Origin of the sequence: Fluviicola taffensis DSM 16823 (assembly GCF_000194605.1) — a bacterium.
GTDB lineage: Bacteria > Bacteroidota > Bacteroidia > Flavobacteriales_D > Crocinitomicaceae > Fluviicola > Fluviicola taffensis.
The window spans coordinates 650,420-662,211 of record NC_015321.1; the positions used below are offsets into that span (position 1 = coordinate 650,420).

At 36.7% G+C, this 11,792-nt stretch carries 13 protein-coding genes; 7 read left to right on the top strand and 6 right to left on the bottom strand.

The window, feature by feature from the left end; translation table 11 throughout:
- Positions 1 to 115 precede the first annotated feature (115 nt).
- Both FLUTA_RS02820 and FLUTA_RS02825 read right to left on the bottom strand, forming a co-directional pair.
- The gene (locus tag FLUTA_RS02820; protein ID WP_013685337.1) at positions 116 to 697 is read right to left on the bottom strand and encodes a hypothetical protein; all 582 of its coding nucleotides are present in this window, start codon (positions 695 to 697) and stop codon (positions 116 to 118) included.
- Between the two features lie 25 nt (positions 698 to 722).
- Positions 723 to 2,108 (bottom strand): RtcB family protein, encoded by a 1,386-nt coding sequence (locus tag FLUTA_RS02825; RefSeq protein WP_013685338.1) that lies wholly within the window; start codon positions 2,106 to 2,108, stop codon positions 723 to 725.
- A gap of 138 nt (positions 2,109 to 2,246) precedes the next feature.
- Here FLUTA_RS02825 and FLUTA_RS21980 point away from each other — a divergent pair, with 138 nt between their 5' ends.
- From FLUTA_RS21980 to FLUTA_RS02840, 3 genes are all read left to right on the top strand, one after another.
- Complete coding sequence (locus FLUTA_RS21980; RefSeq protein ID WP_013685339.1) at positions 2,247 to 3,971, top strand: WYL domain-containing protein; 1,725 nt, start codon at positions 2,247 to 2,249, stop codon at positions 3,969 to 3,971.
- Between the two features lie 444 nt (positions 3,972 to 4,415).
- A complete protein-coding gene (locus FLUTA_RS21700; RefSeq protein ID WP_043023560.1) occupies positions 4,416 to 4,769 on the top strand; it encodes an ISAon1 family transposase N-terminal region protein in 354 nt (117 codons plus the stop codon).
- 19 nt (positions 4,770 to 4,788) lie between these two features.
- Positions 4,789 to 5,742, top strand: a complete 954-nt coding sequence (locus tag FLUTA_RS02840) for an ISAon1 family transposase (RefSeq protein ID WP_043023561.1) — start codon at positions 4,789 to 4,791, stop codon at positions 5,740 to 5,742.
- Between the two features lie 591 nt (positions 5,743 to 6,333).
- Here the strand turns inward: FLUTA_RS02840 and FLUTA_RS02845 are convergent.
- Positions 6,334 to 6,528 carry a hypothetical protein gene (locus FLUTA_RS02845; RefSeq protein ID WP_043024040.1) on the bottom strand — a complete coding sequence of 65 codons (195 nt, stop codon included), beginning with the start codon at positions 6,526 to 6,528 and terminating at the stop codon, positions 6,334 to 6,336.
- Positions 6,529 to 6,801: 273 nt separating this feature from the next.
- Here FLUTA_RS02845 and FLUTA_RS02850 point away from each other — a divergent pair, with 273 nt between their 5' ends.
- The 4 genes from FLUTA_RS02850 (at position 6,802) to FLUTA_RS02865 (ending at position 8,308) form a co-directional block, all read left to right on the top strand.
- Positions 6,802 to 7,551: a hypothetical protein gene (locus FLUTA_RS02850; protein WP_013685342.1), complete on the top strand. Its 750-nt coding sequence runs from the start codon at positions 6,802 to 6,804 to the stop codon at positions 7,549 to 7,551.
- 11 nt (positions 7,552 to 7,562) lie between these two features.
- Positions 7,563 to 7,826 carry a hypothetical protein gene (locus FLUTA_RS02855; protein WP_013685343.1) on the top strand — a complete coding sequence of 88 codons (264 nt, stop codon included), beginning with the start codon at positions 7,563 to 7,565 and terminating at the stop codon, positions 7,824 to 7,826.
- Positions 7,827 to 7,894: 68 nt separating this feature from the next.
- Positions 7,895 to 8,107 (top strand): hypothetical protein, encoded by a 213-nt coding sequence (locus FLUTA_RS02860; protein WP_013685344.1) that lies wholly within the window; start codon positions 7,895 to 7,897, stop codon positions 8,105 to 8,107.
- Positions 8,108 to 8,125: 18 nt separating this feature from the next.
- Entirely contained in the window at positions 8,126 to 8,308 is a 183-nt protein-coding gene (locus FLUTA_RS02865) for a hypothetical protein (protein ID WP_013685345.1), read from the top strand.
- A 31-nt stretch (positions 8,309 to 8,339) separates the two neighbouring features.
- Here FLUTA_RS02865 and FLUTA_RS02870 read toward each other — a convergent pair whose 3' ends face one another.
- From FLUTA_RS02870 to FLUTA_RS02880, 3 genes are all read right to left on the bottom strand, one after another.
- Entirely contained in the window at positions 8,340 to 9,161 is an 822-nt protein-coding gene (locus tag FLUTA_RS02870; protein ID WP_013685346.1) for a hypothetical protein, read from the bottom strand.
- A 240-nt stretch (positions 9,162 to 9,401) separates the two neighbouring features.
- Positions 9,402 to 9,611 carry a hypothetical protein gene (locus tag FLUTA_RS02875; protein WP_013685347.1) on the bottom strand — a complete coding sequence of 70 codons (210 nt, stop codon included), beginning with the start codon at positions 9,609 to 9,611 and terminating at the stop codon, positions 9,402 to 9,404.
- Positions 9,612 to 10,587: 976 nt separating this feature from the next.
- On the bottom strand, positions 10,588 to 11,787 hold the full coding sequence (locus tag FLUTA_RS02880; protein ID WP_013685348.1) for a V-type ATPase subunit: 1,200 nt from the start codon (positions 11,785 to 11,787) through the stop codon (positions 10,588 to 10,590).
- Between the last annotated feature and the right edge of the window lie 5 nt (positions 11,788 to 11,792).

Below are 11,792 nucleotides of genomic sequence, written 5' to 3' on the forward strand. Positions count from 1 at the left end.
TTCATTTTATTATAAATCCCTCATGCCGAATTGCACAAGGGAATCTGTTGTTGTTTTTTGTTAAGACAAAGTAAGAAGTCGTCTACGCAATTATTCTGCGCAGTTTAAAAATTCTCTATTTCCAAAATTGAAACCATCTTTTATTTTCAGTCTCAATCTCTTCAATCGCTGGTTGTTCTGGAATTACGTTATTAAATTCTACTCCATTTCGGAGTAATTGAATAGATTCTTCAGCATCCAATTTCTGCAATTTCTCTAAGAAAATTTCTGCATAGCTGAAAAGCTCGTTTTTCACCTGTTGTTTGTCGGCATATCCGTCAAGCACCAGGTCCCAATCATCAGCCAAATAATAAATTTGAGAAATCAGTGAATAATCATTGTTCCAATCATGGAAATAACAAACGTTTCGAATGAAATTTTCAGCTGCCTCATCCGTTTTAGTATCCAAATACACTTCACAATTGTATTTTACGATTTGAACTAAACATTCTTCTTTATCAAAATGATTGAAGCAAAACTTTTCCAATTCCGTAAATGCATGTTTAGACTTTAGATTAATCGTTACTAATTCAAATATCATTTCGTTTTCCAATAATTGACTTTTAATATAATCGTCAGTATAGAGCCAAGTCTCAAATTCCTCCAACGAAAGCGTTTGAGACATTAACTTGAATAACATTTTCTTTAGTGTTTCCATTTTTTTGTTGTTACGGTTTCGCTTACTATTTATCAGCGTTTGCAAGTTTTTTCTTTTTCCAAGGAGCATTTTTCTCAAAATCTCCAGCCATAATACAACCAAATGGTTCGACTTCGTCAATCACGGTTCCCAATCCGAACTCTTTCATTTGGCTTCGAACAGTTGCAGCACTTTTATAAGCACTCGGCAATTCAGTAATATCTATCTCATTAGAGAAAAAACGCACATCCAAGCCTTCCGTTTCTTCTGCAAAGACAGCTTCTATCGATTGTTCACCTTTACTTTTTCTATGTGCCGTTCTACTTATATTTCTTCCCGCACCATGAGGAGCAAATCCAAGATTGTTAGCCGTTGTTTCTCCGTCGACAATTAAAATTGGTTCCGACATGTTTAACGGAATCAATCGTGGACCAGTAATATCATTCATAAACTTACTATCCAATGGCGTTGCACCTTTAGCATGATAAAATAAATCTCCATCCTTGAACACAAAATTGTGCTCATTCCAGAATCTGTTCTCAACAGTTGCTCCTGTTTCTGTAGCAATTAAATCGTGAATTGTTGAATGATTCAACTTCGTCCATTCTCTAATAATTTGCAACGCATTCCAGTAATTCTGTCCTTCTGCTGTTTCAAACGGAATCCATGCATTTTGCTTCATTGTATCAGGAGATAAATCTTTTCTGAAATTTTCAGCAACATACATTCCCTGTTCATACAACTTCGCTCCTGGAGCTCTTGATCCATGATGAGTAACTACCACAGTGTTTCCAGTTGATTTTAACTTCCCAACATATAAGAAATGATTTCCATCTCCTTGAGTTCCTAAATGTTCTTGTGCCAACGACAACATCCTCACAGATTTCAAAAATGGATTCGATTCAAACTGTGCAATCAACTCAGCCGGCAAAGCAAATTGTTTTCCTCTCGGTCGACCACCTGGACCAAAATGAGTACAAGCATGTGCAGCGTCTAAAATTGTTTTAGGATCCGCTTTACCGAAATCTGTCAACATTACCGAGCAACAAATATCCGCACTATGCATCCCAGGATGAATAGCATTTTTTGCTACTGCAACACCGCCAACTGGAATCAACCCGGTTGGACCTGTCGGACAAGCATCTGGCATAATTGCTCCTCCAACAATCGTTGGTGTCTTCATTAACTGATTCATTGAATCAATTACTTTTGCCACGTTATCAATTTCCAATTCATTTTCAGCTTTGATATTAATTGCGAATTTCGCTGGCTCAGATTTCAATGGAATCGGATCAGGTAATCTGTATTGTTCTAGGTAATTCAACATTTCCGTTTCACTCAATTCATTTGTATTAATATGCTCGATAGCATCCTTAAACCATTTACCCGGTCTGAATCCTAATTCGATAATTGTATTTCCGTCAATTTTCATTTTTCCTCTTTTTTGATTACTCCGCCAATCCCATTATTGACGGAGGTTCTTCTGTGTTTGTTTCTAAGAACAATACAAAGATTTAACTCAACTGCGCAATTATTCTGCGCACATTTAAAAAAGAATTAATTTTAGTTCATGGCACAAAACAAAAATGCACTAATTCGTTATAGAACAATTGATAAATGTTTACAAAACAGCTATCGAAATTGGACATTGGAAGATTTGATTGAAGCGTGTTCAGACGCATTATATGAATACGAGGGAAAAGATGCAAACGTTAGCAAACGCACCATTCAACTCGATATTCAATTAATGCGAAGTGATAAATTGGGCTACAATGCTCCGATTGAAGTATATGATAAGAAATTCTATCGTTACGAAGATCCAGATTTTACAATTACAGATATTCCATTGAATGAAAATGATATGCATGTGCTTTCAGAGACAGTGGAAATGCTAAAGCAATTCAAAGATTTTTCATTATTCTCAGAGCTGGGAGGAATCATTCAACGGTTGGAGGATAAAATTTATACAGAAAAAACACATCGACCAGCAATTATTCATTTAGACAAAAATGATCAATTGAAAGGGTTGGAACATTTGGATGTTTTGTATCAGGCGATTCTCAAGAAGATGGTTTTGAAACTTCGCTATCAGTCTTTTAAAGCAAATGAAAGTTCTGTAATTACTTTTCACCCGTTTATTTTGAAAGAATTCAACAATAGATGGTTTTTGGTAGGTAAAAAAAATAAAAAAGGTAACATCCTAACTTTTGCCCTCGACCGAATTATTAGCATCGACTACGATACCAAATTGGATTATATCAACGAAAATTTTGACGGTGATGCCTTTTATAAGAACACCATTGGTGTGACAGTCTTAGATGAAAAACATATAGATCGAATTGTATTAAAAGTAGATGAGAAAAATGCACCCTATGTTCTGACAAAACCTTTACATCATACGCAACGTGTGAAAGAGACATTGAACAATGGTGCAGTAATCATAGAACTTTCAGTTCATCAGAATTTTGAATTGGAACGATTGATTCTTGGTTTTGGAGAAGCTATGCAAGTGTTGAAGCCTATTTCATTGAAACGCAGAATTCAAGAGAAGTTTCAGAATGGGTTGGATATGTACAATTCACAATTATCAGCTTCTGATGCTCTTGCTGCAAGTAAGAAATTGGTCAAGAATGGTTATTCTATTCTCAATGATCTTTATACAAGGAACGAAATTCGAAAAATAGGAAAAGAACTTCATGATTATTTCGCTGACAATAATGAATCAACTTTTGGAAAAAGAACCTTACTCAAAGATATTCCTTCCTTAAAGGCATTGCTTTTTAATGAAAATTTAGAGCGTTTAGTAAGAACAATAGATCCGGATGCTTTTCTGGTAAAGGCCATTTATTTTGACAAACCAGATGATTCCAATTGGTTCGTCAGTTGGCATCAAGACGTTCCAATTAATGTTCAGGAGAAAATTGAGACCGATGGATTTACATCCTGGACCAAAAAGAAAGAAATCAATTCAGTTTGTCCACCAGAGGAATTTCTCCACAACATCTTTACGATTCGAATTCATTTAGACATTACTACTGAACAAAATGGGGCATTAAAAGTCGTTCCAGGTTCACACACTAAACGATTTACTGATGATGAATTAAGTGTTATTACTGCAAATACTCGCCCAGTACTTATAGAAGTAAGAGAAGGAGGAGTCCAGTTAATGAAACCGTTGCTCTTACATTCATCTTCTAAGACACAGAATCAAAAACGAAGAAGAGTGATTCATTTAGAGTTTAGTTCTCTTGATTTGCCAAATAAACTCGAATGGTTGGAACGCGACACTTTCTAAATATATCATCTAGCAACTACAAATATTTATAAAATTCCCTTGAACATTGACGAAGCAACAATATTATCTAATGTTCACTCATCGGTATTTTCAATAAGCTTACTTTCCAACTCAATGTTCTTAATCTCATCACCAAACTTCGAATAAAAATCTCTTTTGCCATATATTTTTACTTTACTATCAGTTGAAAATATGTCATTTAACTTAGAAACAAAATCACCTGGTGGGGATTCTCTCAGTTCAAACCTGCATATCGCAAAGCACTAACTGATAAAGTACCCATTCTCTATCAAATCTCGATTTTAATCTGTTGAATCACCTAAAATAATGATTATCAACAATCAAACAACTCACTTTGAAGGTGGAAATATAAAAGATGTGGGATCAATCACAAAAGTTGGGGAGGAATTTGAATAGAATTTAGAACTTTGGAAAAAAAAGCGATTGGATCCACAAATTGAACTATTGAAACTGGTACTTCCAGAGTTATTGGTTGATTTCTTTGACTTCATGAAAGTTGAAAAGCAAAATGAAACGTTGCATCTTTACTTTGAAGAATTAAATAAACCACCAACAGAGCATCTTCATAAAGAATTAATCTCTAAAGGATTCCATGATGAAATTACGATTCAGGATTTTCCACTCAGAGGTAAACATGTTTTTCTGCATGTAAAGCGCAGAAGATGGACTGATAAGAACACCAAGGAGATTGTTCAAAGAGATTGGAATATCGTTGCTAAAGGTACTCGCATGACCGATGAGTTTGCCTCTTTTTTAAAACAAATCAGTCGCTTCTAAACCGTTCAGCTGTCATACTATTGGTTCATTTTATGGTGTCAAGGGTAAGAAACTACAACGACAGCATAAGGATTGGTTAAGTGATTTTAGGAACTGGGAACAGCTTGCTCATGCCAAAGAGTATTTACTTTTTACCGATAATATTGGAACTCATTTATCCCTGGATGAAACCTCTCTATCTCAGGGTGAGCTTTACACCATCATCACCAACAAAGCAGCCAAAGGAAAACAAGGATCCATTGTCGCAATTATAACAGGAACCAACTCCGAATACATTACAACAATACTTCAAAAAATTCCACTAAAGCTTCGTAAAAAGGTAGTAGAAATAACTCTGGATATGGCTGGAAGCATGAATTTGATTGCAAAAAGAAACTTTCCAGATGCTGTGCTTGTTACAGATCGTTTCCATGTCGAAAAACTAGCTTTGGAAGCCGTTCAGGAGCTTCGCGTAAAGCATCGATGGGAAGCGCTCGATGCAGAAAATGAAGCCATTGAAAAAGCAAAGAATCAAAAGAAAGCATACCATCCTGTTATCCTTGAAAACGGAGATACCATCAGGCAATTATTAGCAAGAAGCAGATACGTACTTTATAAAAAACCTTCTAAATGGACCTTCAATCAAAAACAACGAGCGGAAATCCTATTTTATCTTTATCCAGATATCCAAATAGCTTATCAACTAGCACAACAACTGAAAGGGATTTTTGAACAAACCAAAGACAAAATTTACGCTTACACCAAATTGGCCAAATGGCATGAAAAAGTAACTAAAGCTGGTTTTAAATCTTTCAACTCCATATCTAGAACAATCCAAAATCATTACAAAACAATCCTCAATTACTTTGATAACCGAAGTACAAATGCTTCCGCTGAAGCATTTAATGCCAAAATAAAAGCATTTAGATCTCAATTTAGAGGTGTTAGGGATATCCAATATTTTTTATTCCGATTAACGCAAATTTATGCTTAGTCCCCAGAATTTGGTCTTGATCCAATTTGGTCTTGATCCGAATTTGGTCTTGATCCATTTTATTCCGACCCCTCTAACGACCCCTGGTCTAAAAGCAAAAACCCTAGAGCATTTGATACACTCTAGGGTTTTCTAAGCTTACAGCCATATAAGCTATTTTCTTCTAACGTTTTTTAGCGGTCTGGACGGGACCGACGAGTTATTGCAAATCTCCCTATTTATAACGGTTTAAGCAGTGTTCACTTTTACGTGTTCGCTGATTTGTTCGCATAATATCAATTTTGTTTTACTTCAATTTGAAAGAACGAATTCATTAATAAAGATACGCATTAATATTTCTTGATGCGAATTAAGGTGTTGAATTATCTCAAAAAACATCAAATAAAATCGAAATAAATGAATCTCTGGTGAGTTGATATTTCAAGTTTCGATGATTTGAAATAGTAGTTTATTAAAAGTCAAAACCCCCAAGAAATTTGATACTTCTTGGGGGTTTCTAGTCCCACAGCCATATGGGCTTTTTCTTAAATGTCTTTGTCTAATTGCTTAGACGTGTGCAAAGATAGGTAATTATTTATGAATTGGTGCTATTTAGTAAATAATAAGTAGAATTTCATCCAAACTCAAGCCCATATAAGTGCAGAATTCGGAAATGGAAACTACTTGATGTTCGGCTTTCCCTAGGTGCTTTTTGATGCGCTGAATCAAGTAGCGAGAATACCTCTCACTCCTACCAGTAATCAACATTATATCTTTTGGATATATGACTAAGCGTTTTTCTTTCATGATTTCATATACTATCCATAGGTAATCCATGGGGAACCTTGGGTGAATCTATACACAAAATTAAGAGGTATTTAAGGCTTTTCAAGGTGCAAAAAAGGTACAAAACTGCATAAAGTTTATGAACCGGTATAGGTCTATTGCAATGCTCTTAGAATCGTTGAATGTTTGTCTTATCAAACACCTTCGCGAATGTTTTTACTCGAGTAAGCTAAGGTGTCTGAGAGGTGAAATGGCCTACCTAACGAATCGGTCAACTAGTAAAAACATGAAATAATGGCAAGACAAACTGGCCTTATTAAATTGAAAGGGACATTGGATAATGTCAATTTCTACAAATCGAAAGATGGGAACCTTGCGCGCATGAAAACGTCTGTTGACGGTAAGCGCATTGCAAGTGATCCTGCCTTCGTCCGAACTCGTGAAAACAACAAGGAGTTTGGTACGTCAGCAATTGCTGGTAAGCTTTTGCGAACTGCTTTACGACCCTTGATGCAAAGTGCAAGTGATGGTGGAGTAACTGCAAGAATGACGAAAGTGATGACCATGGTTAAGAACTTTGACACTCAAGGTTCTCGTGGTGGACGAAACGTTGCAGCTGGAATTGTTAATCCTGCAGCAAAAGAGCTATTGAAGGGTTTTAACTTCAACGAACGTTCTGCAATCGGAAGTGTATTCTTCAAACCTTTTCAGGTGGACACGAATACAGGAGCAATTACAATTACAGATTTGATTCCAATCAATGATGTAGCTTTTCCTCAAGGTGCAACTCATGTATCACTAAAATGCGCCTGGACAAAAGTTGATTTTGTGACGGGAGTTAGTAACACCCAAATTTCTCCGGAATCAAACTTACCGATTGATTCAACATCAGCAGATGTTACCCTAACACCTCCACAAGCTCCAACTGGACAAGGAACAGACATCTTTGTTCTTTGCTTGGAGTTCTTTCAGGAAGTAAATGCAACACAGTATTCGTTGAAAAACGGTGCATTCAATGTGTTATCGATTGTTGAAGTAAACTAAACTATTGAGTCATGAAAAATTCAAATTTAAAGGGCCCGAAGTTTAAAGACAATTTGAAGTCTTACTTCTCTCGAGTGGCAAGCGAAACACCTCCATTCTTCAAGAAATTGAGATTGATTGGATTGGTATTGGCAGCTGCAGGTACTGTTTTGATTGCAGCTCCTGTGAGTTTGCCCGCAGGTGTAATTGCATTTGGTGGATACATGTTAGTTGCGGGTACTGTTGCAACTGCCATGAGTCAAGCAGCTATTGTAGAAGATAGCGAGGAAAAGTAAATCAAGTTATTAATCCAAAGTACCTAGTATCCGTCAAGGCGGAACTAGGTACTTTAAAAATTAAAAGTATGAAAGCAGAAAATTGTGCGAATAGCAACTTAAGTGTCAATATCAAGACACGACGTAAACCACGCTTTAAAGCTGGAGCGGAACTTTCAAGTGCAGTGAACCTTGTTGCGATCGATGTTAATGAAGAGTTGATTGAAGATACAGAAGTGTTTGAAATCAGTATCAAGTTGGACACCACACGTTGTTCGCGAGAGGATTCTTGCCCTAACTAATTCCAAAAACAATTAGCAATGACACCTCATCAAGACACCACAACAGTTGCAGGAACGGTTACAGGTACAGTGTTTACTATTGCTGCGAACATTGATTCGCAAGATTTTTCAAAAACAGTTATCCTGGCATGTGTTGGCGCTGTTGCCAGTTTCATTGTTAGTTTGATTCTCAAGCGGATTTGGAAGTATTTATCGGAATAAAATAGGAACGGCACTCGAAAGGGTGCCGTTCCTATTTTAGATTCTTATTTTGAATGATGTTATCAGCAATAAGGTTAATGATTGGATTAACAATATTTTCATTCCAATTTTTTTCACTATAGACAAGTATCTTACAATCCTCATGTTTTAAATTACTATAAATTCGAAAGGAACTATTGGCAACATGGATTTCATTCTCAAACATCAATAGGCAAAATTGATCCATTATCAATTTATAAACGTCCTTTCTATGTGAGGCAAATATTAAATTAGATGATGGGTCTTCAAATGAATCAGATGATATTATTGTTAAAGGAAAAAGAGGTATATTCTTATTTGAAAGATTTATTAACAATTCTGATTTATCAACTGATTTATGTTCGAAAAGTGAAGCTCTAATTTCTTCCTCAATTTCACGATTGATTTTAAAACTATTAAATACAGAGTGGTTAGATACGCTACTCCTCCAGAAAATTGAATAAATCATTAATCTAAATATTTTACTATTTGAAGAAACGCATGAAATTATGGAATATTCATCGTCAAATTGCTGTTTCAAAAATTCACCACTTAATACCTTATCTTTCCACTGATTTAAGACATTTACACAAATGGTTTCCAACAAACCAAAATATGTTTCACATCCTGGGCATAGAATATAATTTTCCTTTGGCGAATCTTGTATTGACTGAGGTGGATGGTTAATTGGATATTTAGAATTTACTTGATATCCTTTGTTTCCAGTATCTGAAACGAAAAGTTTTCTAGATAAAGATTTAGGAAAAATATGTGAATTTGTTTTCGAAGAGTTGTTTAACTTGCAGAGTAAGCATTCATCACTAGGTTTTCTCATAATCAATTATTTGTTCTCTAATATATTATTATCTATTTATATAAACCCAAAAGAAAAAGGAAAAAAGAAAGCCTATTCCAAAGGGGCTTTATGGGTGAATGCAAGGTTTTTGCAAAAAGATATTCTTTTCAGTTTTCTGAATATGTTTTTGCAAAACCCGAAGGGCTTGACCTTTCAGCACACAGAAAGGATCTAACTTTGCTTTGATTTTTTTTATTTCTTCGATTTCAAAAACAGGCACTAGAGATAATACCTTCTTTGAATATCTGAAATTTCTTTTTGCTGCTTGGCAACACACCACTGATATAAGTTTAGAAACATTTGACGCCGATTGGAACCTGGAACACATTTTGGAACTTGACGACGGATAAAGCGCATGTGGATTGAAAACTCTTTTTGAGACATAGATGCCAAAATGGATTTGATAACTGCTGGATTGATGTGATACATGACTTTTTGGAAAAATGGGGAATGTATTACAGCGAGACAGTATTACTGGAAGTGTTTGGAATTATTTAGCGCATAGATTTCGCAGATCTATACATATTGTAATATTTATGAAGTTTTCAGATTACTGAATTTTAAGCATCGAAGAATAATCTGGTAAAACAGCCTTGAGCGTTGCCGGTGGAACAAGGCAACAGGCGAACAGCCAAAGGTTCACCGGAGGCTGTGAAGCAAAACGGAATGTTCTTGAACGACGCGTAGCATAGTGAAAAACATGGAGTGCGCGAGCCACCTGCGAGTTGAGCGAAGGTGAAAGACAGAAATGGGCCCCGTACATACGGGGAACAACTGGCGACCTATGCAGGATGCACAAGGTTTTGGCGCATGTTTTTGTTGACCAGCTGTTTGACTTTATGCGAGGAACGAGGAGAAGACAAAGTGCTGGTGTGTGAGCGAATGCGGTTGAAAGTGCGGAATGCAATGGAGCACTGAGACGGCATGTAGTGGTGGAAAAGACAAGTATATGGAAGCTGAGGCACGAAAGCTGAACATATTCTTGTAGCGGGAGCGCGAAGTTGCTTAACGAAAGAAGAATTGACTTGGGGCCAGTTTACGGACAAGGAAAGATGAATGAGTTTAAGCTACTAGAGCGCGTGGGCACAAAAACTGTGACAAATACCGTAGCCTGAGCGATTTAGCAGGCGAGCACAACACAAGTGGCGGTGACACCCAATGAAACAACAAGGAAGGGAGTGACGGCTTACTTTCGCGTAGCTTCAGCGAAGCAAAGGACTAGCTTCCCTGACTACATTATTGGGACCTTCTTCGCCAAGGCTACGAAGGCAGAAGGATGGGTGGCAGAGTAGCCACTACTGACGACGCTAGCTGAACAGGCAAAGATTACAAATGAACAGCCAACTACGAATTCTGAGGAGCTGGCAATGTGAATGCTAAAAAGCAAGCCCGGACTTCGGCAGGCTCAGCCACCGAGGCCGCTTTGTATAGGCTTGCGTTTATGGAAACTGAAGCTGTGAAGATTAGGAGGAAGACCGCTTTTCCCGGAAATTCCACCAGTACCTACAAGTAGGTTGTGTGCTGTAATTTGTCCTGTGGAATTTGCATCGTCATGGTTCCAGAAGGCAGGGAAGCCAATGACACCATCTTGAATGTATACACCCATGAAATCGTTTGGGCGACCATCAGCAGTTGCTTCTGGGATATTAGTATTTTTACTTAAGTCAAGTTTAGCACCCGTAAAACCAATTGTAAATCCAGAATTGGCAATCTCAGACTCTGTAAAAGATAGACTCCCAATACTATCAAAGTGAAATCCAGTTTTTGAATCTACTTCCAGACTTCCAATGTTAAAAGTCAATAGCGACTTTGGTATCAATGGGTCTAAAGGTTTAAGAATTTTTTCAGGAAATTCAATCGCTGCATTGAGAGATTCAAGAGTGAAGTTAAACGATGGAACTATTATTTCAAGTAATCGGTCTTCATCAATTCTGTTCAGCCACCTTTTGAATAGCAGTTTCAAATTTTCCCAAAATGAATCAATTGATATATTACCGCCTAAAAAAACATCAAATATTACCTGAAACAATTCAATCTCTTGTTCTTCAAATTTAACTAGAATCTCCAAAACGGAATCATTCAAATTAAGTCCATTTGTCAGATTTAGCTGATAACCTGTGGAATTATATACATTGAAGCGATCAGAAAACTGTTGTATAGTATTGTTTCCTGATATAAAAGCACTTATAACTCCTGTTAAGAACTCAGCATCAGAAATTTGCGCAACATCTTTAAACACATCGAAAACTCCTGAAATGGTATTCCCAAAGCTGCTAAAATTAAAGTTTCCTTTGTATTTCAGTATTTCCCATTTGTAGCGAAAACTGATAGGAAAAGATGTACCGCCTCCGGAAGGATTTGGATTAAGTAATAGTCTAATACCTTCGCTACCACCTATGGCAAATCCCAATTCCTGACCTGTAATAATACGAAGGTATGCGAAACCACTTTCCCCGGTTTGACTTCTTTGAATCACTGCATCCGCAAAGAATAACTTCTCCAAAAGTGCTTCAGCTCCATCTTCCAAAAGTGCAATATTTCCTGGAATGGCTTCAGGCTTAATAACTTTTGTTAATCGTTGATAAAATTCAGTTCCTACTGCCATAGTTT

What these genes read in the sequence shown, in the direction of transcription:
- FLUTA_RS02820 (WP_013685337.1), bottom strand. Translation starts at nt 697, where the DNA reads ATGGAAACACTAAAGAAAATGTTATTCAAGTTAATGTCTCAAACGCTT.
- FLUTA_RS02825 (WP_013685338.1), bottom strand. Translation starts at nt 2,108, where the DNA reads ATGAAAATTGACGGAAATACAATTATCGAATTAGGATTCAGACCGGGT.
- FLUTA_RS21980 (WP_013685339.1), top strand. Translation starts at nt 2,247, where the DNA reads ATGGCACAAAACAAAAATGCACTAATTCGTTATAGAACAATTGATAAA.
- FLUTA_RS02845 (WP_043024040.1), bottom strand. Translation starts at nt 6,528, where the DNA reads ATGAAAGAAAAACGCTTAGTCATATATCCAAAAGATATAATGTTGATT.
- FLUTA_RS02850 (WP_013685342.1), top strand. Translation starts at nt 6,802, where the DNA reads ATGGCAAGACAAACTGGCCTTATTAAATTGAAAGGGACATTGGATAAT.
- FLUTA_RS02855 (WP_013685343.1), top strand. Translation starts at nt 7,563, where the DNA reads ATGAAAAATTCAAATTTAAAGGGCCCGAAGTTTAAAGACAATTTGAAG.
- FLUTA_RS02860 (WP_013685344.1), top strand. Translation starts at nt 7,895, where the DNA reads ATGAAAGCAGAAAATTGTGCGAATAGCAACTTAAGTGTCAATATCAAG.
- FLUTA_RS02865 (WP_013685345.1), top strand. Translation starts at nt 8,126, where the DNA reads ATGACACCTCATCAAGACACCACAACAGTTGCAGGAACGGTTACAGGT.
- FLUTA_RS02870 (WP_013685346.1), bottom strand. Translation starts at nt 9,161, where the DNA reads ATGAGAAAACCTAGTGATGAATGCTTACTCTGCAAGTTAAACAACTCT.
- FLUTA_RS02875 (WP_013685347.1), bottom strand. Translation starts at nt 9,611, where the DNA reads ATGTATCACATCAATCCAGCAGTTATCAAATCCATTTTGGCATCTATG.
- FLUTA_RS02880 (WP_013685348.1), bottom strand. Translation starts at nt 11,787, where the DNA reads ATGGCAGTAGGAACTGAATTTTATCAACGATTAACAAAAGTTATTAAG.